This is a genomic window from Cohnella faecalis, from assembly GCF_003570905.1.
Taxonomy (GTDB): domain Bacteria; phylum Bacillota; class Bacilli; order Paenibacillales; family Paenibacillaceae; genus Cohnella; species Cohnella faecalis.
In genome coordinates this window covers 56,401-80,882 of sequence record NZ_QXJM01000042.1, presented here as the reverse complement: position 1 = coordinate 80,882, position 24,482 = coordinate 56,401, and the positions used below count along the sequence as shown (strand labels likewise).

Here is a 24,482-nt window from a genome sequence, read left to right as displayed (position 1 = left end):
CTACCGCTTTTCCTACAGCTTAAAATAATGAACAGCCTTGTTCAGATTGCGAACGACTTCCTGCAATTGCTCGGCGGAGTGGGCGATGTTCTCTACGAGGGCAAGCTGCTCCTCGGTTGCCGCCGCGACGGTCTCCGCTTTGCTCGCGACCTCCCGTACGGAGGAAGTGGATTGCTCCATGCTTGCGGAGACTTCCTCCGAGCTGGCGGACATTTGTTCCGTGACGGCGGAGGTGTCGTGAATTTGCGAGGCCACTTGTTTAATGGAAGCCGCGATGGCTTGGAATCCGTCGGCTACTTCCTCCATGAAGGCCGTTCCCTTCTCGGCTTGAGACACGGTTGACTTCATATACGCGGAGGCGTTGCCGATTTCGGTACGAGTATCCGCGATCAGGTCGTTAATCGTATTGGCCGATTCGAGAGAGCTCGCCGCGAGCTTGCGGATTTCCCCCGCGACAACGGCGAAGCCTCGTCCATGCTCGCCGGCTCTGGCCGCTTCGATGGAGGCGTTCAAGGAGAGAATGCCGGTCTGGTTGGCGAATCCGGTTATTTTCTCCGTGATCGCTCCGATGCGTTCGGATTTTTCGTTAAGGACAAAGACGCTTCGGCTCATGTTGATGATCGAACGGCTCATCTCGTCCAATTGCCCGCGCAATTTGATCAGCAGCTCGTTGCCGTAGTCGGCTTGCCCGTTCGTATCCGAAGCGTGCTCGGAGATGATTCCGGTACTTTCCGCGATTCGCTGCACGCCGATAGCCATCTCTTCCATTGCTTTGCTCGCTTCCGCCGTAATGTTCGATTGAGCTTCAACGAGGGAGGTCACCTCTTGAATGTTTTCGGCGACGTGACCGGCTGCAAGCGAAGATTCGTTCGCGCTGGCGTGAAGCTCGTCCGAAGCGGCGGCGACCGAGCGGGTATTGTCGGCAATGCTGCCGATCAATTCCCTCATCCTTCCGATCATACTATCGATGGATTGTTGAATTCGCCCGAGCTCATCGTTGGAATACTTCGTCTGCTGGGGCACGTCCAGAAAGCCTTCGGACACGCGCCGCGTTTTGTTCATTACGTTATGAACCGTTCGGCTGATTTGCCGGATAAGCAATGCGCCAGCGGTCAGCAGTACGATCCACTCGACTATTAAGGAGGAGTAGGTAATAAGGTTCGTTTTTTTCTTGTCGGCATTGGCTTCGTCAATGATGTCTTCGGAGTAGCTATCGATAATTTCGCCGAATTGATTTACGTTATCGCGGGCGCTGTTGAAGCTGGCACCGAACTTGTCCTCGCCTTCCGGCGTTATGTTCTGCATATTCTCGAGGTGGCTGTTCGCAAGCTTCGCCCAAGCGTCGAATTCCTTGCGCACTTCCGTAGCGATCTGCTCAAGCGACTTGCCGCTGTCGGGATGTGCCCGGTCGCCTAAGCCCTGATCGTGCACGATCGTTATGGCTTGCTGCAAACGGTCATTTACTTGGCCGACGTTTTCCTGGAAATCCTTGACGGCCGCGTCTCTTTTCTTATCGTCGGACGATTCCGAAATGGCCGTCATATAACTCGTCAATGCTTGGTACATATCGCGATCCGCGTTCAACACGAGGCTTGAGGAGCGATTGCCCGTCTCGAACAAGGTGTCGGACAAATGGTTGATGTTCGAGGAATTAAGAGTAAGCAAATAGACGGAGGTCGTTGCAAAAAGAAGCAACGGGACAATCAGCATCAATAATAGCTTCGCTTTGACGGAAAGATGGCGCATGTTCATTTTCGGCTCCCTTTGGGTTTGTATGGAGAAAGTTCTTTTCGTTGACGATCTACATTATCGGACAAAAATGTCGTAAATGTAGAACTTCAAGTCATATATTGAATGGGAAATGTTAGAAAAGATATCGTGTAAATATTAAGAGAATACTAAGCAAATTGGCGATAAGGATTTAAGAACGGCATTTTCGTTATCGTAAAGCGCCCAAAAACAGTAAACGGTGCTGTCTCAAAAGTAATTTTGACTGGTTTCGATCTCACTGGGATATTGGCGCACGATTGGTTCGTAGCATATTGAATTCCTGAACGAAAAAAAGAAGGGGCAGTCCCTTAGGTCAATTTTATGACCTTTTGGGACACCCCTTTATCGTTCAAGCATACTTCCCGCCGAATGTACGGTACCCCGTACCACTGATGCGCTCTCAGTCATACTTCCCGCCGAATGTACGGTACCCCGTACCACTGATGCGCTCTCAGTCATACTTCCCGCCGAATGTACGGTACCTCGTCCCACTGTTGCGCTCTCAGTCACACTTCCCGTCGAATGTACGGTACCTCGTCCCACTGTTGAGCGCTCGTCCCCACTTCCCGCCGAATGTACGGTACCCCGTACCATTGATGCGCTCTCAGTCACACTTCCCGTCGAATGTACGGTACCCCGTACCATTGATGCGCTCTCAGTCACACTTCCCGCCGAATGTACGGTACCCCGTACCACTGATGCGCTCTCAGTCATACTTCCCGCCGAATGTACGGTACCCCGTACCACTGATGCGCTCTCAGTCATACTTCCCGCCGAATGTACGGTACCTCGTCCCACTGATGCGCTCTCAGTCACACTTCCCGCCGAATGTACGGTACCCCGTACCACTGATGCGCTCTCAGTCATACTTCCCGCCGAATGTACGGTACCTCGTCCCACTGATGCGCTCTCAGTCACACTTCCCGTCGAATGTACGGTACCCCGTACCATTGATGCGCTCTCAGTCACACTTCCCGCCGAATGTACGGTACCCCGTACCACTGATGCGCTCTCAGTCATACTTCCCGCCGAATGTACGGTACCTCGTCCCACTGTTGCGCTCTCAGTCACACTTCTCGCCGAATGAACGGTACCTCGTACCACTGTTGCGCTCGCAGTCACTCCCTATGGTCTTTGCAGACACTTTAAGGACAGTCTCGTCTTTGCTGCAAATAAGAAGTTCTCGCCAGCGTCAGCGGCTCTTCACACTCGTCGTCCGGCTTCGAAAGCGGTCCGAACGCGCTTCAGCAGCTCCTCGTCCGAAAGGAGGTCGAATGCCGTGAACGCCAGCATCGTCGCTCCGAAAGCCATACCCTCGTATGCCCGCTCCAACTGTGCGGCATCTCGAAATTCGATCGTGTGCAATTGATAGGGCTGCTCGACGACTTGGATATAAGGATGGATTGCCGGACAGCGCAAGGAGACGTTGCCTAGATCGAGAGAGCCGTGATCGTGTCCCGTCAGAATGTCGTCGGCGGGTATACCGGCTTCGATGAGATTGGAGGTGAACGCCTCGGACAAAGGCTCGTTCGTCCGAAGCTCGTCATACGAATATTCGTAGTTGCTCTTCGTCACCGTGCAGCCGGTTGCGAGCGCGGCGGCTTCGGCGCAGGCGACGACCCTTTGCGACAGCTCGTTCGTGTAGCGGCGATCCAAAGACCGAACGTAAAATTGCGCAGCCGCATAATCGGGAATAATATTCGGAGCTTCGCCGCCGGAAGAGACGATGCCATGAATACGAGCGTCGCTGCGAGTCTGCTGTCTCATAGCGTTAACGGAGTTGAACAGCTGAATAACGGCGTCCAGCGCATTGATTCCGAGGTGCGGATGGGCGGCGGCGTGTGCGGCTTTGCCGTGAAACTCGAACTGCCAGGCGTCCATTGCCAGAGATAATCCAGATTTTTCGAACACATGGAAAGGGTGAGCCATTAAAGCTGCGTCGCAATCGTCGAATAATCCGGCGGTGGCCATGTCGACTTTGGCTCCCTTCGTTTCTTCGGCGGGAGTGCCGTATACGCGCACGGTTCCGCCCGTCTCGTCGATGACCGCCTTGACGCCGGCCGCTGCGCCGAGCGCCATCGTGCAGATCAGATGATGGCCGCAGGCATGGCCGATTTCGGGAAGAGCGTCGTATTCCGCAAGCAGCGCCACAATCGGGCCTGGCTTCGCCGAACGGTATTCCGCTACGAAGGCGGTCGATAATCCGAGCGTACCTCGCTCTACAATAAAGCCGAGACCTTCAAGCTCGGAGGCCAGCAGAGCCGAGGCTTGCTTTTCTTCATGGCCTAGCTCGGGATTCGCGCCTATGAAAGCCGCAATCTCTTTCAAACGCGGCGCATAGCCTGAAATGGCGGAGCGGACGATTGATTTTGATGCAGACATGGGTAAACTCCTTTTAATTGTTCTTATTACTCATCGTAGTGTTCCGCGCCCAAGGAATCAAGTCGATTCAGCGGCAGGAAGATAACACCAGCAGCCGAAGAAGACCGCGTTGATTAGAACGCAATCGCTCAAAATAGACCAAACAGGAGTGGAAAACATGAAAAAAGGATTCATCGCCGTTCTGGCGATCGCGCTGACGCTGGCTTTGACGGCCTGCGGAAATAAAAATAATAACGGCAACGGAGGAGCGGCGGCTCCATCTGCAACCGTTCCGTCCAGCCCTGGCAAAACGGCGACGGGAAAGCTGGCGGATATCAAGTCGGCGGGCAAAATCATCCTTGGAACGAGCGCCGAATACGCTCCGTACGAATTTCATAAAAACGTCGGCGGCAAAGATCAGATCGTCGGCTTCGATATCGAGATTGCCAAGGAGATCGCGAAAGATTTCGGAGTCGAGCTTGAAATCAAGGACATGAGCTTCGACAATCTGCTCAACGAGCTAAAGATCGGCCGTATCGATTTCGTTCTCGCGGGCATGACTCCGGATAGTGAACGGGCTAAAGTCGTCGACTTCTCCAAAAATTATTACGAAGCAGTGCAAGCTGTGTTCGTCCGTTCAGAGGACAAGGATAAATTCAAGACGCTGGCCGATCTCGAAAACAAGGCAATCGGCGTACAGACCGGCTCCACCCAGGAGAAGATCGCCAAAGGAATCAAAGACGCCAAAGTAAAGTCGCTCGGCAAAACGACGGAACTCGTCTTGGAGCTGAAGTCCAGGAAAGTCGATGCGCTGATCGTCGAGCTTCCCGTTGCTCAAGGCTACGTGGCGAACAACCCCGATCTGGCCCTCACGGACATTACGCCCAAATATGAATCCGGCGGATCTGCGGTGGCGGTCGCCAAAGGAGAAGCCGGCTTGCTCGCGGAAATTCAGAAAACGCTGGACCGCTTGACGGCGGACAAAACGATTGACAAATGGGTATCCGAAATGACGGAGCTTGCCGAGAAGTAATGACCGTTTGATCGCATAAGATCAAGCTTGAAGGAAGGAAATCTGTCATGCTTTTGAAATATACGTGGAACTGGTCTTTCATGGAGGAGTACGGATCCTATTTTTGGACAGGGGTCAAAATGACGCTGGCGGTATCCGTAGCAGCGGTTATCGGAGGTCTCATCTTCGGAACGCTGCTATCTCTTCTGAGGCTGTCGAAGCTCTGGCCGGTCCGATTCGTAGGCAGCGTCTACGTCGAGGTCATACGCGGAACTCCGCTGCTTTTGCAGCTGCTGCTGTTTTATTATGGATTGCCGATTTTCGTCGGCATCGACATTAGCGCCTTTTCCGCTGCGGCGCTCACCTTGATCGTCAACAGCGCGGCCTATATTGCCGAGATCATGCGCGCAGGCATTCAAGGAGTGGACAAGGGCCAGATGGAGGCGGCGCGGTCGCTCGGTATGTCGGGAGGGATGACGCTAAGGCTGATCATTCTTCCGCAAGCGTTCAAGAATGTGCTTCCCGCCATAGGCAACGAGCTGATTGTCATTGTGAAGGAGTCCTCCATTCTCTCCGTTATCGGGGTAGGGGAGCTTATCTACCAGGCGAATGCCATTCGCGCGGCGACTTTCACTTCACTGGAGCCGCTGCTGATCGCGGGCGGTATTTACTTCGTGCTCACCTTCACGATGTCGAAGCTGCTGGGCATCGGAGAGAGGAGGCTGAGGGCGAGTGATTAAAGTGAGCGGCCTAAAAAAAGCATACGGAAAGCACGTCGTTCTAAACGGAATCGATGCGGATATTAGCAAGGGCGAGGTGGTTGTCGTCATCGGACCGAGCGGCTCGGGCAAGAGCACATTCCTCCGGTGTCTCAATCTTCTCGAGACGCCGACGGACGGAGCCATCGAGTTCGAAGGCAAGCCGATTACCGAAAGCGGTGTCCCAATCGACGCTTTGCGGCAAAGCATGGGAATGGTGTTTCAGCAGTTCAATCTGTTTCCTCACATGACGGTGCTGGAGAATGTGACGATCGCACCGATAAAAGTAAGAAAGCTGCCAAGAGCGGAAGCAGAGAGAGACGGTCTTGCGCTTCTTCGCCGGGTTGGGCTGGAGGAGAAGAGCGGCACGTATCCGAGTCGGCTTTCCGGCGGCCAGAAGCAACGGGTCGCGATTGCCCGGGCGCTTGCGATGAAGCCGCACGTTATGCTGTTCGACGAACCGACATCGGCTCTCGATCCCGAAATGGTCGGGGAGGTGCTCGATGTCATGAAGTCGTTGGCGAAGGATGGGATGACGATGGTTATCGTCACCCATGAGATGGGCTTCGCCCGCGAGGTCGGCGACCGGCTGCTGTTCGTCGACGGCGGAGTCATTGTCGAGCAAGGCGATCCCCGCGAAGTGTTCGCGAATCCGAAGCATCCGCGCACGAAAGAATTTTTGAGCAAAGTGCTGTAATCGTCTGCCGTTGTCCGTCTCTTATAGATTCGTCCACTCCGAGCAACAGTGGGACGAGCTACCATACATTCGGCGAGAAGTGTGATCGAGAGCGCAACAGTGGGACGAGGTACCATACATTTGGCGAGAAGTGTGAATGAGAGCGCAACAGTGGGACGAGCTACCATACAATCGGCGAGAAGTGTGGTCGAGAGCGCAACAGTGGTACGAGGTACCATACAATCGGCGAGAAGTGCGGTCGAGAGCGCAACAGTGGGACGAGCTACCATACAATCGGCGAGAAGTGTGATCGAGCGCCCAACAGTGGGACGAGGTACCATACTTTCGGCGAGAAGTGTGATCGAGAGCGCAACAGTGGGACGAGGTACCATACATTCGGCGAGAAGTGTGGTCGAGAGCGCAACAGTGGGACGAGGTACCATACTTTCGGCGAGAAGTGTGATCGAGAGCGCAACAGTGGGACGAGGTACCATACAATCGGCGGGAAGTGTGATCGAGCGCCCAACAGTGGGACGAGGTACCATACATTCGGCGAGAAGTGTGGTCGAGAGCGCAACAGTGGTACGAGCTACCATACAATCGGCGAGAAGTGTGATCGAGCGCCCAACAGTGGGACGAGGTACCATACTTTCGGCGAGAAGTGTGATCGAGAGCGCAACAGTGGTACGAGGTACCATACTTTCGGCGAGAAGTGTGGTCGAACGCGAAAGGGCTGGCCCGTAAGTGAGCCAGCCCTTTCAGAGGCCGCTATCCCCGCTTGTTAGCAGCGATCTGCTCGGCCAGCTCGTTCAGCTCCGTCCAGCGCTCGAGCAAACTTTCGAGTTGCTCCTCCAGCTTGCTTTGCTCCGCCATCAGCTCCTGCAGACGCATCGAATCGCTGCTCGCAGCCTCCATATTGCCGGCTACGGCCTTCAAACGTTCCTCGGCATCTGCAATCCAGCCGTCGATTTGCTCGAAATCCTTTTGATCCTTATAGGACATTTTCGTCGGACGGTCTTTACCGTTTCCGCCCCCTTCCGGTTTGGAAGCCGGGGCCGCCGACGAAAGCTTCGTCGAAGATCCGCCGTCGCTCGTCGTCGCTCCGGTCCGGTCCCGCCGGTCGGCGAATTCGCGATACTCGGTGTAGTTGCCGACATACTGAACGATGACGCCGTCGCCTTCAAAGGCCAAGATCCGTTCCGCCGTCCGGTCGAGAAAATATCGATCATGAGAGACGGTAATGACGACGCCGGGAAATTCGTCCAAGTAATCCTCCAGAACGGCCAACGTCGAGATGTCCAGGTCGTTGGTCGGCTCGTCGAGGAGCAGTACGTTGGGAGCGCTCATAAGCACTCTGAGCAATTGAAGCCGTCGCTTTTCTCCGCCTGACAGCTTGGAGATGACCGACCATTGAACGGATGGAGGAAAAAGGAATCGCTCCAGCATTTGTCCCGCGGATACGGTCGTACCGTCGGCCGTCTTGACCTGATCGGCTCCTTCGCGAATGTATTCGATGACGCGAAGCGACTCGTCCATCTCTTCGTGCTCCTGCGAGAACCATCCCAGCTTCACGGTAGGTCCCGGTTCGACGCTGCCCTCGTCCGGGTTCAGTCTTCCCGCGATGAGATTGAGGAGAGTCGATTTGCCGCTCCCGTTCCGTCCGACGATTCCGATCCGATCTTCCGGAACGGCGATATAGCTGAAGTTCCGAATGAGCGTTTTTCCGCCCAGCCGTTTCGTTAAGCCGTCGATTTCGAGAATCTTTTTGCCGAGCCTGGAGGAGGCTACGGAGACGTCAAGCTTGCCCGCGGACGCCTTCGGTCCTTGCTCCTTTAACGCCTCGTACCGGTCGATCCGCGCTTTCTGCTTCGTCGAGCGGGCTTGGGCGCCCCGGCGAATCCACGCCAACTCGTTGCGCAGCAGATTTTTGCGTTTGGCCTCGGAGGAGGCTTCCCGTTCCTCACGCTCCAGCTTCAGCTCCAGAAACCGGCTGTAGTTCGCCTCATAGAAATAGGCGCGTCCTTGATCCAATTCGAGCACCCGGTTGCTGACCCGATCGAGAAAATAGCGGTCGTGCGTAATCATGAGCAGAGCGCCGCGGCGCTTTTGGAGCATGCTTTCGAGCCAGGCGACCGATTCATTGTCGATATGGTTGGTCGGCTCATCCAGGATGAGCAGGTCGGAAGGCTGCAGCAGCGCGGCAGCCATGGCTACCCGCTTGCGTTGCCCGCCGGAGAAGGTTCCGACCGGTGAGTCAAAGTCGGCGATGCCGAGCTTACCTAACGCCGTTCGTGCCTCGCTCTCCATTCCCCATGCGTCAAGCTCGTCCATTCGCAGCCCTGCGGCGATCAGCCTCTGCTGAAGCGCTTCGTCCGCCGGCTTCAATTCCAGCGCCGCCGCAGCGGCAGCATGCTCGCGAACGGCGTCCAGCTGCGGAGAATCGCCGCCGAGCACATGCTCCAGAGCCGTTTCGCCGGGCGCAAACGCCGGGTCTTGCGCAAGCATGCGGATACGGACGCTTCGCCCGACCGCGATGGAGCCGGAATCCGGCTGATCGATGCCAGCCACCACTTTGAGAAGCGTGGACTTCCCCGTTCCGTTTACGCCGATGACGCCGATTTTTTCGCCTTCCTCTATGCCGAAGGTTACGTCGTCGAACAGAATTTTGTCTCCATAGCTTTTGGATATATGTTGAACGGATAACAAATGCATAATGAGATACCTACTTTTCCGGAAAATGATCGGGCTAGCGCGGTGACAGGCCCTCTCGTATCATACCACAACCGTGCAGGCGCGGAGGAGCGGCCGAATGCAAAAAGAACGACGTCCGTTCCGGTCAAGTCGGCATGGAAGGAGTCGTTCTCTTTATTGTCGAGGTTACCCGGAAGCTACTTCTTGCCGGTACGCTCGAAAATCGTATAGTTGATTTTACCTTCGTTTAACCGGTCGATTTCCTCCGTCGTCCAGCCGGCAAGCTTGTTTTTGGCAACGATTCCCGAAAGCTTGATATGGTAGTTCGCGTTCAAAAAGCGATGCAGCTCCGGCCAATCCCCGGCTTGCAGCTCTTTCAGCTTTTTGGCGCCGCGCAGATGACCGATAATGGCTCCGATGGACTCCGCAGCGATAGAGGTGTTCTGCTGAATTCGGGCGCTCCCGTATGCGATTGCGGTCGTTCCTACGTTTTTGCCTGCGAGAATGACATTTTCGTAACGTTTGAGCAAGAAGCTTCGCAGCGGCATGCCGTATTTGTCCGGCCGTCCCATCTCCGTCCCCCATTTGGCATGCCGCAGTCCTTGAAGATCGAGAGGGTAACCGGCAATGCTAACGTTGTCGAAGAACATATGACCGCTCAGCATATCGGATACTTGCAGGTTGTAGTCGGCATTGTAGTGGTTGTATTCGCGAATATACAAGGAATGGGGAAACCCGTTCAACTCCGCGTGCTCCCAGCCGGCCATGCTCTGCCGGAAATGCTGCAGCACGAGCTCCGTTTCTTGACGCCCGAGCGCCATTCCTTCTTCTATCGACCGCTCGTCGGAAGGATCGATCTGATAGACGAGCAGAGCGTTGACCAGCACCTCGCCGTCACGCTGATTCACGGCATTCAGTCCGCGCAGGAAGACGCGGTCGTTCGACGAAACGTACCTTTTCGTAACGTCGACCACTCCGACTCCATAGTTGGCGTCTACGGTCGTATAGCCGTGCTTCTGGAAGGCGTCCCAATCGACGTTCTTGAACTTCATCATGAGTCCCGCGCTCATATACTCCACTTGCTTCGCGCCAAAAAAAGCTTCCAGCCCCGGCTGTCTTTCCACTCCGAGCTTACCGACCAGCGCAGCGTAATCGGTATTCTCCACCCAGTAGTCCGCTTCGATTCGATGAAGGGAGCCGTTCTTCGACTTGTAGGTTACGCTGTCGATTTTCGATTCTCCGCGAAGGCCGGGCACTCTCTCGACATCTTGAATTTGAATTCCCGATTCGATAGGAATGCCTTGGACAAGCTTGTTGTAATAGGCGGTAAATTCGGACGGCTTGCGGATGGTACCTTTGCGGAAGCCTGTAATTAATTCCTTGACGCGTCCCTGGGCAATGAGCTTGCCTTTGCCGCCGTTGTCGACGACAGCGTCCAGAAACTGCATCTCCGCTTGAAGCAGCTGTCCGCCCGGCTGGTCGCGGGGATCGATCGTCTTCACGACGAGGCCTTCGTCGGCCGCAGCACGGGCCAGATACATTCCTTCGAGTTCGCTGCCGATCAGCACGACGTCCGCTTTTTCGGTCGGAATCGGAACGGGGCTTGGACTTTGGCGTGGAACCAAGCTTGGAGAAGGCGAGTTAGGAGAAGAAACGATCGTCTTTTTTTGCGCCAGGTTGTCGACGGCTTTAATAGGCGGTATAGCTTTAGTAGAAGTAGAGTTGGCGCTGCATCCAAGAAGAAGAGCGAGAAGAGAAGGCACTACGGCGATTAGCCGAAGTGCCTTGGCAGGAGTAGAAGTGACGAGCGGCAAGTGGGTGGCTCCCTTAGCGTAAGGTAATTTCCTTAGTCTTGTCGTTCCAATCGACAATCCAGCCGAATTGCTCCGATAACAAGCGTAGAGGGACCAGCGTTCTTGCGTTTTTGCTTATGGGGGCGGCTTCCGTCGTGACTCTCTGGCCATTGAAAATCATATCTTTCTCGCCGACCCGCATTTCCGCCATCTGACTGCCGCGGAATACGGTAATCCTTTTATCGACGGGATCCCACTGAACTTCGCCGCCGAGCGCGTCGACAATGAAGCGAAGAGGGACGAACGTTCTGCCGTTGACGGTCAGCGGTGCGACATCGATCGTTGCCGCGACGCCGTTGACTTCGATTTTCTTTTTGCCGAGGGTCAGCTTTGCCGTGTTTTGCTTAAGTCCGGGAATGGCTTGCTTGTACAGGAACGAAATTTGATCGAAAGCGACGCTGCCAATCGGATTTCGTTCGTCTTCGCCGACCTTCGGACTTGCTACGTACAGCTTGTTAAGCTTGACGGGGTACTTCATCTTCAAGCCTGCGAGATCGGCGGATACGGTCTTCCAACCTTTCCAGTTCACGGTAGGCTCAAGCTCAATATAGTACAATTTATTATCCGCGTCTATCATTTCCGCGCGAAGCCAGTTCAAGCTCTGATCGCCCCGTACCTGCATTTGAATCTTTTGCGGCTGCCCGCTTAGCGCGACTCCTTTGGGGAAGGAGACGTAAGCCGCTTTCGTGTCGGTTGTGCCGGTCGTCATGTCGTAGGCAAGCTCGATTGCCCGGTTCTGTTCGTTGCCTTCAACGGCAATATTCGCGACTGTGCCCGTTACTCCCGCGGTTGAAGCGAACGCGGTTGCGAGATCGGTCGCCGGGCTGTCCCAATCGGCTATCGTTTGCACAACGCCGATCGGCAGAGTCGCAGTCGCTCCGTATCCGTCGTAATGAGCGACGATACGGGCCGCGGCGCTGTCTTTGACGCTGCTCACCTTGAGTATGTTGTCGGTTACCTGACCTTCGATTCCTTGCAGCTCCCAGGAGAAAAGCTGGCCGGGAAGCGTCCGCTCCGCCCCCGACTTCGTTTTGACTTTTACGGAAAGCTTGATCGAGCTGTTGGTAATGGCGACGGAGCTTGACGTTACGACGCTCATGCTCTGAATATCGTCTCTTCCTATGACTTGCACATCATAGTTTTGGCTGACGCCGCCGAGACTGGCCGTTACTTTCGTCTTTCCTGCGGAGCTTGAAGTGAAGACCCCGGCTTCCATCGCGGCTTTCTTATCGGTCGTTGTCCAGCTGACATTGGCCAAGTCCGCCGCATCGACGGGATTGTCGTATTGATCGTAGCCCTTCAAGGAAAAGGTTGCTTGCTCGCCCTTCAGCACGAACTTGGCGCCCGATACGATTAGCCCTGCAAGCTGGCCTTTGGGAGCCGTCGAAAATACGCCGAGACCGTTGACGACCGGACGCTGCCAGTTGTTTTCCAAACCGTTGGCGATTACGGCCGTCGTATCCCCAAGCGGTCTCGACACGAGCTGGGTAGAGCCGCCGCCATCCAGATTAATGCCCCGCCATACGCCTATTTGCGCCAGCAGCTTACCGAGCTCCTTCAACGTTACTCCGTCGCTGGAGCTGCCGGTTTTATCCGCCGTAACCAAGTAGACGAATTTCTGATCGGCGGAGAAGCCGACCGAGGTGCGCGATCTGGCCGACTTGGCGTCCGCGTCGTTCGGCAGAGAAAGCGTTTCGACCGGCTTACCCTTGTCGACCAGCAACGTTCCGCCTCCGATCATGACGTTGAACTGGCTGGCGTCCGCTTGCGGCTTAAATTCGCTGCCTATCATCTGATAGGTATACGATACGGGATCTCCGACCTTCATATGCTCGAGCACGAACTTGCGGGCTTTGCCCTCCGTTCTCAAAATATAGCCGTTCTCCGGCGGGATCGCCTTGATGGCGCCAGGCTGAATCTGCTGCACGATTCCGTCCACGACGAGAACCTCCAACAGATCGGTATTGCGATCAACGGCCCTAAGCGTGCTTCCCCAGGCGCTTGTATAGATGAACATCGAATCGTTCATGGCATGTACGCTGGGCTTCCCGTACCAATAGACCGCTTTGTTGATGCCGTTCAAATTAAAAGAGGCGCCGTCGGCGGCCGTAACGAGACCGGAAAAGGAGAAGGTATCGATAAGCGGCTTGCGGTCCTTCGTCACGGCAAAGCTGTAGTATCCGGCCAGAAGCGGAGCGGTGGACATGACGACTCCGTCGCTGACTTGCGGCCCCATCGGAGCTCCGTCCGCTTTGGTGTTGTAGAAGTCCCCGTTAATTCCCGCTGCGGCGCCGTATTCCTTGGCCATTCCCGCTATCGTCTGCTTTTTGGTAAATTGCTCTCCCGATCCCGTCATGACGTCCAGCTTCACGTTGGGATTGGTAAGATCGACGGCAATGACCTTCGCATTGACGGATATGGCTTTCTTGTTGCGGGTCGATTTCCAAGTATAGGATCGTAAGGTCGCCCCCGACGTAATCGGACTTTCGCTGTTAAGAATCAATTGATCTGCCGCTGTAGTTGCGGCTTCGGCATATGTAAGCTGCGGAACCGATATAACGGTTACTGAAGTCGCCGTCACTGTCGTTATTAGCAGCGTTCCGAGCGCTTTTTTCCATTTTGATCTCATGGTGCGCAAAGCCCCTCTCCAACTCTATCAATAAGTTGATAGACTGGCAAAGGAATGGAAAAGTTGCGCATTTCTCGCAAAAAAATAGAGCGGTTCCGACATTTATTTTCGGATGCGCTCAATTTGAACCAGACTGGCCAACGGTTCAGTTTTTTCAATTATACTTTTTCGGTTCTATTCCTTATCATTTAATTGATAGCGAAAAAGATCGGGAGGCGCAGCCATGTCCAAAAAGATATTGGTAAGTGCGTGTTTGCTGGGACAAAAGGTGCGGTACGACAACGGGGACGTTCCTTGTCTGGACCCGAGGTTTTTGAAGTGGTACGAGGAAGGCCGCTTCGTTTCGATCTGTCCCGAGGTGGTAGGCGGGCTTCCGACGCCGCGTCCGGACGCTCAGCGCCAAGGAGACCGTGTTGTGACCGGCGCTGGAGCCGATGTGACCGAGCCTTTCGCGAAAGGCGCGAACGCTGCTTTGAAGCTGGCTAACGAACATGACGTAGCGCTCGCGATTCTGAAGCAGGACAGCCCTTCCTGCGGAAGCTTGTTCATCTACGACGGCACCTTCACCGATACGGTCGTTGCGGGAGAAGGAACGACGACCGAGCTTCTGCGTCGTAACGGCTTCAAGGTGTTCGGGGAAGACCAACTGGACGAAATCGAACGCGAGTTGGCTCTTGTCGACGGGAGCCAGTAGGCTCCGGTAACCCGCCGAGAGTCGGTTACGCGCGCCGAAAGAGCGCTCGCGCTCCCGGTAACCCGCCGTCAGCCGGTTACATGCGCCGAAAAAGAACTCGCGCTCCCGGTAACCCGCCGAGAGCCGGCTATCCGCGCCGAAAGAGCGCTCGCGCCCCCGGTAACCCGCCGAGAGCCGGCTATCCGCGCCGAAAGAGCGCTCGCGCTCCCGGTAACCCGCCGAGAGCCGGTTACACGCGCCGAAAAAGAACTCGCGCCCCGGTAACCCGCCGTCAGCCGGCTATCCGCGCCGAAAGAGTGCTCGCGCCCCCGGTAACCTGCCGCCAGCCGGCTATCCGCGCCAAAAGAGCGCTCGCGCTCCCGGTAACCCGCCGCCAGCCGGCTATCCGCGCCGAAAGAGCGCTCGCGCTCCCGGTAACCTGCCGCCAGCCGGCTATCCGCGCCGAAAGAGCGCTCGCGCCCCCGGTAACCCGCCGCCAGCCGGCTATCCGCGCCGAAAGAGCGCTCGCGCTCCCGGTAACCCGCCGCCAGCCGGCTATCCGCGCCGAAAGAGCGCTCGCGCCCCCGGTAACCCGCCGCCAGCTGGCTATCCGCGCCGAAAGAGCGCTCGCGCCCCCGGTAACCCGCCGCCAGCCGGCTATCCGCGCCGAAAGAGCGCTCGCGCTCCCGGTAACCCGCCGCCAGCCGGCTATCCGCGCCGAAAGAACGCACCTGCCCCCCAGTAACCCGCCGAGGGCCGGTTACGCGCGCTAATCACCTCGTAGCTCGCCAACCACAAACGGAGTTCCCCGCCAAAGTCATCACATTTGTCCGTTTCAAAAGTTTACTTTTCCTCAGACCTCCCGAACCTGCGTCCTAAGCTTCCCGGCAATTCTGTCCGGCCCTCCGCGACACCCGTCCAAAGGTCAAACTCCGCTCCCGGATCGCCGATATTCAAATTAACAGAACCCAAACCTTGATAAAATTGGAAAGATATCCGACAATGTTTAATGGGGAAATGTTTCTTAGCGGACACGGCTTTTATACCCCTACTATTATCTGAAGGAGTGATGGTGTTTGAATTCGAACAACAACGCAAAAGAGCCTGTGAGAGGTCGTTATTTGTAAACAAGACTACCTCTCATTAGGTAATGGGAGGCAAACGAGAAATGATGTCGTTAAAGAACAGGGTACGAGGATCAGAAAATGATTCCGTAGCCAATCAACTGATTCAGTCTTGGGAGCATGATTCGGACACGTTAAAGTTTCGGAGAGCGAGCAGCAATTTCATCTACTCGTTTGAAAGAAACGGCATTCGGCATTTTCTCCGATTTATTCATGAAGAGGACAACACGATTGAGAAAATCCAGGCCGAACTTGATTTTATGCTGTACCTATTAGCCAACGGCTATCCGACAGTGGCTCCCGTCCTCTCCAAAAATGGCAATAGGATTGAAACGATCCGGGCGGCTGATAATGGATGTTACTACGGTGTTGTATTTGAACAAGCCAAAGGAATTCATCTTCCGCTTGATAGAATGACAGATCGGCATGCCCAAGAGTGGGGAAGATCGCTTGCTTCGATGCACATTCTATCGGGGGCGTATACTTCCGGAGAGGCAAAGCGGGGAAGCTGGCTCGATGCGCTGACGTTTGTCTCTTCCGTTTTGCAGCGGCATCCCTGCGAGGAAGGTGCCCGGCGTGAGCTTGAACAAGTGCGCAGGCAACTCTCAGAGCTTCCTGCTAGCGCGGAACATATGGGTTTGATTCATTATGATTTCGAAACTGACAACATTTTCTACGATGAAGAGGAATCACGCTATTGCGCTATCGACTTCGACGATGCGATGATCCATTGGTACGCGATGGATATTGTATCCGCCATAGCCGATCTGACAGAGCAAGAAGAGGACAATACTCAACGGAAAATAGAGCATTTTCTATCCGGGTATCGGTCGATTAAGCCTTTGGATGAGTGTTACGTGGAATTGTTTCCACTATTTCAACGGTTTTCAGACCTATATACTTTCGCACGTCTCTTCCGCAGCGTTGAGGATATGGATGTCCAAAGTTCGCCGGAGTGGGCCATTCAGCTTAAGGATAAGCTGCTGAAGGTGTGCGATCGGATACGTGAACGTTTTCGGCCGACAGTAGAACTCAGGCCAGTCGATCAAAGCAATTGGTACACCTGTACTCAACTTGAAGTGACGGATGAGCAGAAGAACGTTTTTCCTGTACCGGTGGTTTATTGGCTCGCAGAGTCGGCCTATTGCGGGTTTACTCCTCTGGCTATGTACACTGGGGAACAATTAGTGGGATTTGCGGTTTGCGCAATCGATCCCGAAGACGGGAGCAATTGGATCATGGCCTACATGATTGATCATAAGTTCCAACATAGAGGGTTGGGGCGGTCTGGCATGGAGGAGCTTATACGCTATATGAAGGAAAAGCACGGCTGTGACAAAATCGTACTTGGGCATCGGACTGAGAACAAGCGAGCATCCAACTTATATGCTTCTCTGGGCTTTGTAGAAGTGGGCCGTGATGAACGCGAAGTCATACGAGAATTGAAAATATCGAAATAGTAATGACTTACATTTAGGCCCTGCACTTTTTCCACTTGGCTATATTGACTACCGCCGCCATAGCTTTGGCGGCTTTTTACATTCATTTTTCCAACAGCAACAGCAACGCGTCGGGAATAGCTTGGAGAATATGCCGAGCTATTCCCGACGTGCAGCGATTCCCTAGCCACGCTTAGTTTGTAAAATCGCTCTTTCAGTCGTGCCCCGTTGCTGCTTCACGTATCGGAATGCGAGGTTGGCAGTCGATCTGTTTGATAGATGTATGCGACAAAACGAGCGATGCCGCTAAATCGCATTCGCTGTGTTTGCAACGCCCCTCGTTCTTGTCCACGCAGGAGAAGCCGCCGGGTCAAGCTCTCGATTCGGGGGACGGAACGAGCTTGCAAAGCCGTTCGGAAAAAGCACTTCCCCAAATAGAGACAATCACCAGCACGGCGGCTGCGGCTGCGGACAGAATAAGCGGCGAGAGTTCCGAAGCAAAAGGAGCAAGCAGCACGAGAGCAACCAGCCCCATGAGGTACGACATAGGCACCGTACGGGCGACGATTCTCATAAACAACATATTTCCGAGCAAGTAAATCGCCGGCCCTCCGAGAATAACCGCAGCCGTCTTGGCATCGATATGGCCGGACGGATGGACGAGCAGCAATTCGTCCGCAACGGCGGATACGATAATGCCCGCTACCAGCAAGAGATGTGTATACGTATATGCCGATCGGGCTATTCTTCCCGGATCGGAAGAATGCGCGATATAATGGTGCCCTATCTTGGCTGTCATCTCGAAATAAATCCACCACATGGCTACCGTGCCGGCGAATGAGACGGCGAATGCCCCCAATGTAGTCGGGCTCCATTCCAGCTTGGCGAAAGTCGCCCCTGTCACGAGAATGGATTCTCCCAGTGCGATAATAATGAACAAACCGCACCGTTCGGCTAGATGAGAGCCTTCAACGTTCCATACATTGGTCGGGGATCTGCCGATCCGAGGCATCCAAAATCCGAGCGACGGTGAAATATATTCGATGAGAAGAGCTGCCAGCCATAGCGCAAGCCGCCACGAATCGTGTACGATTCCGCCGGAGATCCAAAACATGCCCGATAAGATCAGCCAGCCGAGAATGCGGATGAAGTTGAGGCGGAGCTCGTCCGGACCTTGGCGCAGCACCCAGACTGTGAAGCCGGTCCGACCGATCTGGAACAGGGCATAAGCTATGCCGAAATAGAGCCCCGTATGTTCGAATGCGTCCGGAATCGAGGAGGACATCATAAGACCGAGCAGCATGAGCGAGATTAGCAAAATCCGAACCGGCTTCGTATCCGGATTTAACCAGTTGATGACCCATGCGGTAAAGATCCACACCCACCAAATGGCCATCGTGATTAGTGCGGCTTGAACCGCCCCCTTCAACGTGAAGTTTTCCAGAAGGGCGTGGGAAAGCTGTGTGACGGCAAAGACAAAAATCAAGTCAAAGAACAATTCGATAAACGATACTTTTCCTGAATCCGTATTCCCTCTGCTACGGAACAGTGCGGCTTCCGATGTGCGTTTTTCCATGTTCTGCTCTCCTGTTCATCGTATGAACTGCTTTTAGAATATCTTTCCTGTTATCGTTCCCGTGCCTTGATCTATCGATCGGATTTTATTTCCTTTATGACCTCATGAACGGTATCCTTTACGATGTTGGAGGCCGGATCATCCGCGGCAGGGTCTTCGGATAAGGTTGAAGCATAGAACACAAATGCGACGGCCGCGACCAATGCAACAGTCGCGAAGCGAACGAGCCATTTTTTAGCCTTTTTTACCGCTCCTATTAAGAGGATCGCCAGTACTATGCAAACACCCCATCCCGATACCATTGGAACATTGCTCAGATCTCCGAAATTGAACATAGTTGCGTTTCACGTCCGTTCTTTAGTTGTAGGCGATTTCTTATCCGCCTTGGAATTATAGCAATTTTTCCATAATTATATCTCACTGGTTCGATAACATCATTATCCGTTTTTATTTTTAGTCTCTATTGGAACAGCAGTACATTTGGATAAGCTTCATCTCGTCCGCATAATCGGCCAAGACCCCTCATACAAATGAACCATGGAATAACCAAAGTGCAGAGGGGTTGATCTTATGCGTCGTAGGATCCCATTGGTCGTTGCCGCCGTTCTATTGCTGGCCGCCGTTCTGTCGGCATGCGGCAGCAAAAACGCGGACTCGATCGTCAAGGACCTGGACAAAGTCAAGAGCAAGATGGAGAGCTATGAGGGCAGCGGGACGATGACGCTACATACCGGTCAGCAGCCGCTCACTTACAAAGTCGAGGTACGGTACCAAAAGCCGAATTTCTACCGTATCGCGCTCACCAACGAAAAAAGGGATATTACGCAAATCGTTCTCCGCAACGGAGACGGCGTATTCGTCCTTACTCCAAGCTTGAACAAAAGCTACAGGTTCCAAAGCGACTGGCCGGAAAATCAAGGACAGGTCTACCTCTACCAGACGTTGCTTCAGAGCATTCTCGTCGATAATTCGCGGCAGTTCACGACGGATAAGGATGCCTATATTTTCGATGTCATGGCCGGTAACTACCAGAACGGTTCGTTCGCCCGCCAGAAAATATGGCTGGACAAGGAAAACTACGCGCCGAAGCAAGTCCAGGTGACGGACACGAACGCCAACGTTATGGTTGACGTGAAATTCGACAGTTTTGCTTTTGACAAGAAGTTCGACAGCCTGGTATTCGATATGAATGAGAATATGAAGCAGCCCAATTCGCAATCCTCCTCTTCGGGGCCGGACGCTTCCAATAGTCCGGATGCCTCGCAGTCCCCTTCCGCGAGCGGGAAGCCGACGGACGGCGAGTCGTCGCCGGATCCGGAAGCGACTGCGGGAACGAACGAAGAGCCGACATCCGGCTCGATCGACAAACAGCCGGATACCGTTACCGTCTCCGAGCCGGATCCGGACGCGCTGCCTGTAGGCGTGAAGCAGATCGACGGAGCTATCGACGTGCAGCTCGGAGACTCGATGGGCGTCATGCTGCGGTATACGGGAACGTACGATTTCACGATTCTCGAGATGGCTTCCAAGGACAGAGCGGCTTCCTTGAGCGAAGGAATTGTCCTTGATCTCGGCTTTACTTACGGCCTGTTGACGGGAACGGATACGAAGACGCTCACTTGGAGCTATGCGGGAGTGGAATACCGGCTGACGACGAACGATTTGCCGGAAGAGGATATGGTCGCCATTGCGCAATCGATGGAGGAGTCCTCGGGCAAATAAGGGCAGGAAGGAGGAACCGGTCGCGCTAGCGCCGGTTCCTTGCCTTTTCATGCAAGATTGTCTTGAACAGGAAAAGGTTGACTGAAGGACTTTCGTTGACAGTGCTTCCCGCTCCCGGTAACATTACGATATCGAAGTATGTGCTATTGGGAAGGTGACTGGTCCGTGGATTGTTATTACCGGCCGACCGTGGCCGAGGTTTCCCTGGACGCCCTCGGGCGGAACATAGGGACATTCCGTCGCCAGATTCCTGCCGGCACGAAGCTGCTCGCATCCGTCAAAGCGAATGCTTACGGACACGGTGCGGCCTGGATTGCCAAGGAAGCCGTCGCTTCCGGAGCGGACTACCTCGGGGTAGCGTTTCTGGACGAGGCGCTTCAGCTTCGCAACGAAGGCATAACCGCGCCGATATTGGTGCTTGGATTTACGCCGCCGGAAGGACTCGCATTGGCGCGAGACAATGGAATTACGATAACGCTGTACAGGGACGATACGTTAACCGCCGCGGCTGCGCTGCCGACGAACGGATTGAAGCTTAAGGCGCACATTAAAATCGACTCGGGCATGGGCCGTCTCGGACTGCTGCCGGGTTCGGACGCGGAAGCCTTTATTGAACGCGCTTGCCGTCTGCCGCAGCTTGAGGTGGAAGGGTTGTTCACCCACTACGCGAAGGCGGACGAAGTCGACAAAAGCTACATGATGATGCAAATCGAACGATTCGGAGCCGTTGTCGACTACGTTCGCCGCAACGGCCTGCCGATTTCGATCGTTCATGCAGGCAACAGCGCCGCCGGAATCGATTTGCCGGAGCATGCGGGACAGATGCTTCGTCTGGGAATCAGCATGTATGGACTGTACCCCAGCGATGAAGTGAATCGCAGCGCCGTCGATCTCGAGCCTATCTTAAGCCTCAAGACTCGGATCGTGCATGCGAAGCAGCTGCAGGCAGGCGAAGGAATCAGCTACGGTACGCGCTATTTTACGCAAGGAAACGAGACGATCGGCACGCTGCCTATCGGTTATGCCGACGGATTCAGCCGCATGCTTTCCGGGAAAGCCGAAGCTTTGTTCCGCGAGCGCCGGGTTCCGATTGTTGGCACGATTTGCATGGATCAGTGCATGGTTCGCTTGAGCGACGCATGGTCCGAGGGCGACGCTCCGCTTCTGCCGGGAGAAGAGGTCGTGTTGATCGGACGGCAGGGCGAGGCGTTCATTACGGTCGAAGAAGTTGCGGCTCGTCTCGGAACGATTAATTATGAACTCATTTGCATGCTTGCGACGCGGGTTCCGCGACTGTACCGGAAGAACGGGGAAATCGTTGGCGTGACCAACCCGCTTTTGGCATAGATTGGATCGATCGCTTTTTCATTTAACGGCAGGAAATACGTCCCTTAATCGCGAATGATTAGGGAAACGAACGTATAGCTTGATAGAGTGTCAAGCATACTGGAAAATAGGCTCGGCGCGGGAAATCTTTGGGGGTGCTTGTTCGGTGGCCAATTTGCACAATACGAAGCGCATAATGATCAGTCTGCCCGATCATCTGCTGCGGGAGGTCGACTTCGTCGTCGAAAAGGAAAATACGAACCGCAGCGAAATTATTCGCCAAGCGATGAAGCAATATTTGGTGGAGCGGAAAAAGCGGGCGATCCGCGATTCCATGCAGCGCGGGTATTTGGAAATGGCCAAGATTAACTTGAACATGGCCTCTGAAGCGTTCCAAGCGGAAGTCGATGCCGACGGTACGCTGGATCGTCTCGTAAGCGGGGTGTAATCATTTGATCGTTAAACGCGGGGATGTCTTTTATGCCGATTTGTCGCCGGTAGTCGGCTCTGAACAGGGCGGCGTGCGCCCCGTGCTTGTCATCCAGAATGATATCGGCAATCGTTTTAGCCCGACGGTCATTATCGCTGCGATTACGGCGCAAATCCAGAAGGCGAAGCTGCCGACTCACGTGGAGATCGAAGCGAAGACGCACGGCATGGAGCGGGACTCCGTCGTCTTGCTGGAGCAGATTCGTACGATCGACAAGCAACGGCTGACGGATAAAATAACCCATCTGGACGACGAGACGATGCGCAAGGTCGACGAGGCTTTGCAAATTAGCGTAGGCTTGATCGACTTTTGAAAGCGCCCTTCAGCGCCGGAATGCCGGCGGTTGAAACAGGCGCCTTTTTTCTGTTTAAGAGGGGTTTACAAAGAGAAAGACATGCGTTATATTTTAATCAATCGATTTAAACAAATGATTAAAACAAATAATTAAATCAATCGATTAAAATGAAGCGCAACATGTTTGCGAGAGGAGAAGGATGAAAGAATGAATACGGTTCGTTTGTTTTTCAAACGTCCGACGACATGGATCGGGCTCGCTACGGCGTTGATGTTTCAAGTGATTTTTTCGGTCGTCTGGATGACGGGGTACGATGGAGTATCCGATCGAATGGGCAATCTTAAGGTCGGGATCGTGAACGAAGACCCGGGCTTCGGCGCGAAGATCGTCGAGCAGCTGCGGACGACTCTCCCGGTGCAGACCGAGGTTTTCGCCGATTCGCAGAGCGCGGAACACGCTCTGAACGAGAGAGAGCTGCAAATGGTCATTCGTATTCCAGCTGCTTTCTCGGCGGATGTGGCGACTCCAGATAAGAAAGCGGAGCTTGAGTACCTTCTGAACGAATCGAATCCCGCGACGATCAAGAGCATGATGACCGGCGTATCGTCGCAAGTAACGGCAGCCGTCAATAAGATCGCTGTCGCGCAAGGCGTTCAAGGCGCTCTGTCGACCGCGAACGTTCCGGCGGATCAAGCGGCGAATTCGGCTTCCGCCTTGTCGGAGCGGGTCGTCTCGAATCTGGTGACAACGAACAAAGTGAACGGAATGAACAATCAAATGGTGCCTATGATGCTCGTTCTCGCTTCTTACGTCGGCGCTATGATCATGGGTATGAATATGGAACAGTCCTCCATGGCGCTGGCCGGACAAGCCGGGCGCTGGCAGCGATTCGCGGCAAGAGGGATTATTAATCTGGGCGCTTCCGTCGTCGTCTCACTGGTCGGAGCAACGCTGGTCTCGGCGTTCGGAGGAGGCGCGGAGCAAGGCTTTGGGACACTATGGCTATTGCTGTTCCTTATTATGCTCACGTTCCTGTTCGTCTCGCAGTTGTTCTTGCTGCTGTTAGGGATGGGCGGCATGCTGCTTAACATCGTGACGCTGTCCGCGCAGCTCGTCTCTTCGGGCGCAATGGTGCCGCGAGAGCTGCTGTCCGGCTTTTACCGCGGTCTCGGAGACGCGCTTCCCGCTACCTTCGCGGTAGAAGGGACGATGAACGTCATGTTCGGCGGCCCCGGCATCGGTCACGCTGCGACGGGCTTGCTGATCATTGCCGGAGCGGCGCTTGCGCTCGGAGCGCTGGCCGTTGCGGCGAAGCGCGGCCGGGCTCCGCAGGCGATCCCCTCCGCTGCGGGCTCCCGATAGCTTGCAGCTTTGGAAGCTCTTGCTTCCTCCTGCCGGTATCGGCATAATAGAAGGAGCATGCCGATAATCATGCCGATAATGGGGGAATATGTAAATGCAGCCAGCCGAACAAGACGTGAAGATGCGCCTGTTGCAGGCTGCCAAGAAGCTGTTCGCTCGCCAAGGCTTCGACGGAACGACGATCCGCCAAATATGCGAAGAGGCCGGAGCGAACGTTGCGCTTATCTCCTATTATTTTGGAGGCAAGGATAAGATTTTTCAGGCGCTTCTGGAGACGTTCTTTACCCAAACCGTCATGGACGACATTCTAAGCGGGGAACCGAGTCCGGTGGAAGGCATTAGGAAAGTCGTCAAGGAAGTCATCCTGTTCCAGCTAAGGGAGCCCGAATTGGTTCGCTTGTTCCAAATGGAAATCATGATGTTCAGCCCGAGGATAGAACTGCTGAGACAGGGGAAATTTCCTCTGTGGCACAAGCTTCTGCATTTGCTTGAGCAGGGCCGGGAACAGGGGACGTTTACTTTTCGCTCAATCGATCATACGTTCAGCTTTATTATGTCGCTGCTCTTTGACCGGGATTCCACCTACTTCTCCCCGCTTATGCGGGAAGAGGAGCAAACTCCGGAGCAGCTGATCGAAGATATGACGGCGTTCATCTTGAACGGGCTCATGTACAAAGCGGATTCATAAAATCGGCACAAGGGCGCTTCCGGCCGGAGGCGCTCCT

General features: G+C 54.6%; 18 protein-coding genes. 11 read left to right on the top strand and 7 right to left on the bottom strand.

Going from position 1 to position 24,482, the window contains the following annotated elements:
- Positions 1 to 12: 12 nt before the first annotated feature.
- Both D3H35_RS25730 and D3H35_RS25725 read right to left on the bottom strand, forming a co-directional pair.
- Complete coding sequence (locus D3H35_RS25730; protein WP_119152017.1) at positions 13 to 1,752, bottom strand: methyl-accepting chemotaxis protein; 1,740 nt, start codon at positions 1,750 to 1,752, stop codon at positions 13 to 15.
- Between the two features lie 1,221 nt (positions 1,753 to 2,973).
- Positions 2,974 to 4,152 carry a M20 family metallopeptidase gene (locus D3H35_RS25725; RefSeq protein WP_119152016.1) on the bottom strand — a complete coding sequence of 393 codons (1,179 nt, stop codon included), beginning with the start codon at positions 4,150 to 4,152 and terminating at the stop codon, positions 2,974 to 2,976.
- A gap of 157 nt (positions 4,153 to 4,309) precedes the next feature.
- Here D3H35_RS25725 and D3H35_RS25720 point away from each other — a divergent pair, with 157 nt between their 5' ends.
- Genes D3H35_RS25720 through D3H35_RS25710 form a run of 3 tightly spaced genes read left to right on the top strand, consistent with a single transcriptional unit; the run spans position 4,310 to position 6,598 of the window.
- Complete coding sequence (locus D3H35_RS25720) at positions 4,310 to 5,164, top strand: ABC transporter substrate-binding protein (RefSeq protein ID WP_119152049.1); 855 nt, start codon at positions 4,310 to 4,312, stop codon at positions 5,162 to 5,164.
- A 47-nt stretch (positions 5,165 to 5,211) separates the two neighbouring features.
- Positions 5,212 to 5,883 (top strand): amino acid ABC transporter permease, encoded by a 672-nt coding sequence (locus D3H35_RS25715; RefSeq protein WP_119152015.1) that lies wholly within the window; start codon positions 5,212 to 5,214, stop codon positions 5,881 to 5,883.
- On the top strand, positions 5,876 to 6,598 hold the full coding sequence (locus D3H35_RS25710) for an amino acid ABC transporter ATP-binding protein (RefSeq protein ID WP_119152014.1): 723 nt from the start codon (positions 5,876 to 5,878) through the stop codon (positions 6,596 to 6,598). Before D3H35_RS25715 ends, D3H35_RS25710 begins: the two co-directional genes overlap by 8 nt.
- A 747-nt stretch (positions 6,599 to 7,345) precedes the next feature.
- Here D3H35_RS25710 and D3H35_RS25705 read toward each other — a convergent pair.
- From D3H35_RS25705 to D3H35_RS25695, 3 genes are all read right to left on the bottom strand, one after another.
- On the bottom strand, positions 7,346 to 9,289 hold the full coding sequence (locus tag D3H35_RS25705) for an ABC-F family ATP-binding cassette domain-containing protein (RefSeq protein ID WP_119152013.1): 1,944 nt from the start codon (positions 9,287 to 9,289) through the stop codon (positions 7,346 to 7,348).
- 176 nt (positions 9,290 to 9,465) lie between these two features.
- Complete coding sequence (locus D3H35_RS25700) at positions 9,466 to 11,082, bottom strand: FAD-dependent oxidoreductase (RefSeq protein WP_119152012.1); 1,617 nt, start codon at positions 11,080 to 11,082, stop codon at positions 9,466 to 9,468.
- Positions 11,083 to 11,095: 13 nt separating this feature from the next.
- Positions 11,096 to 13,750, bottom strand: coding sequence for a stalk domain-containing protein (locus tag D3H35_RS25695; protein ID WP_119152011.1), 2,655 nt, complete (start codon positions 13,748 to 13,750; stop codon positions 11,096 to 11,098).
- Positions 13,751 to 13,973: 223 nt separating this feature from the next.
- On the opposite strand from D3H35_RS25695, the gene D3H35_RS25690 reads away from it, so the two are divergent.
- A complete protein-coding gene (locus tag D3H35_RS25690; RefSeq protein ID WP_119152010.1) occupies positions 13,974 to 14,444 on the top strand; it encodes a 2-thiouracil desulfurase family protein in 471 nt (156 codons plus the stop codon).
- 68 nt (positions 14,445 to 14,512) lie between these two features.
- On the opposite strand, the gene D3H35_RS25685 is transcribed toward D3H35_RS25690, so the two are convergent.
- Positions 14,513 to 15,154, bottom strand: coding sequence for a hypothetical protein (locus tag D3H35_RS25685; RefSeq protein WP_119152009.1), 642 nt, complete (start codon positions 15,152 to 15,154; stop codon positions 14,513 to 14,515).
- Positions 15,155 to 15,591: 437 nt separating this feature from the next.
- On the opposite strand from D3H35_RS25685, the gene D3H35_RS25680 reads away from it, so the two are divergent.
- Complete coding sequence (locus tag D3H35_RS25680; RefSeq protein WP_233568163.1) at positions 15,592 to 17,007, top strand: GNAT family N-acetyltransferase; 1,416 nt, start codon at positions 15,592 to 15,594, stop codon at positions 17,005 to 17,007.
- A gap of 349 nt (positions 17,008 to 17,356) precedes the next feature.
- Here D3H35_RS25680 and D3H35_RS25675 read toward each other — a convergent pair whose 3' ends face one another.
- Positions 17,357 to 18,562 carry a low temperature requirement protein A gene (locus D3H35_RS25675; protein WP_119152008.1) on the bottom strand — a complete coding sequence of 402 codons (1,206 nt, stop codon included), beginning with the start codon at positions 18,560 to 18,562 and terminating at the stop codon, positions 17,357 to 17,359.
- Positions 18,563 to 19,132: 570 nt separating this feature from the next.
- On the opposite strand from D3H35_RS25675, the gene D3H35_RS25665 reads away from it, so the two are divergent.
- The 6 genes from D3H35_RS25665 (at position 19,133) to D3H35_RS25640 (ending at position 24,445) form a co-directional block, all read left to right on the top strand.
- The gene (locus tag D3H35_RS25665; protein WP_119152006.1) at positions 19,133 to 20,284 is read left to right on the top strand and encodes a LolA family protein; all 1,152 of its coding nucleotides are present in this window, start codon (positions 19,133 to 19,135) and stop codon (positions 20,282 to 20,284) included.
- A 165-nt stretch (positions 20,285 to 20,449) separates the two neighbouring features.
- Entirely contained in the window at positions 20,450 to 21,631 is a 1,182-nt protein-coding gene (gene alr, locus D3H35_RS25660) for an alanine racemase (RefSeq protein WP_119152005.1), read from the top strand.
- 145 nt (positions 21,632 to 21,776) lie between these two features.
- Positions 21,777 to 22,058 (top strand): CopG family ribbon-helix-helix protein, encoded by a 282-nt coding sequence (locus D3H35_RS25655; RefSeq protein WP_119152004.1) that lies wholly within the window; start codon positions 21,777 to 21,779, stop codon positions 22,056 to 22,058.
- A gap of 4 nt (positions 22,059 to 22,062) precedes the next feature.
- The gene (locus tag D3H35_RS25650; RefSeq protein ID WP_119152003.1) at positions 22,063 to 22,413 is read left to right on the top strand and encodes a type II toxin-antitoxin system PemK/MazF family toxin; all 351 of its coding nucleotides are present in this window, start codon (positions 22,063 to 22,065) and stop codon (positions 22,411 to 22,413) included.
- A 189-nt stretch (positions 22,414 to 22,602) separates the two neighbouring features.
- On the top strand, positions 22,603 to 23,757 hold the full coding sequence (locus D3H35_RS25645) for a YhgE/Pip domain-containing protein (RefSeq protein WP_119152002.1): 1,155 nt from the start codon (positions 22,603 to 22,605) through the stop codon (positions 23,755 to 23,757).
- A 94-nt stretch (positions 23,758 to 23,851) separates the two neighbouring features.
- Complete coding sequence (locus D3H35_RS25640) at positions 23,852 to 24,445, top strand: TetR family transcriptional regulator (protein WP_119152001.1); 594 nt, start codon at positions 23,852 to 23,854, stop codon at positions 24,443 to 24,445.
- The last annotated feature ends 37 nt before the right edge of the window (positions 24,446 to 24,482 follow it).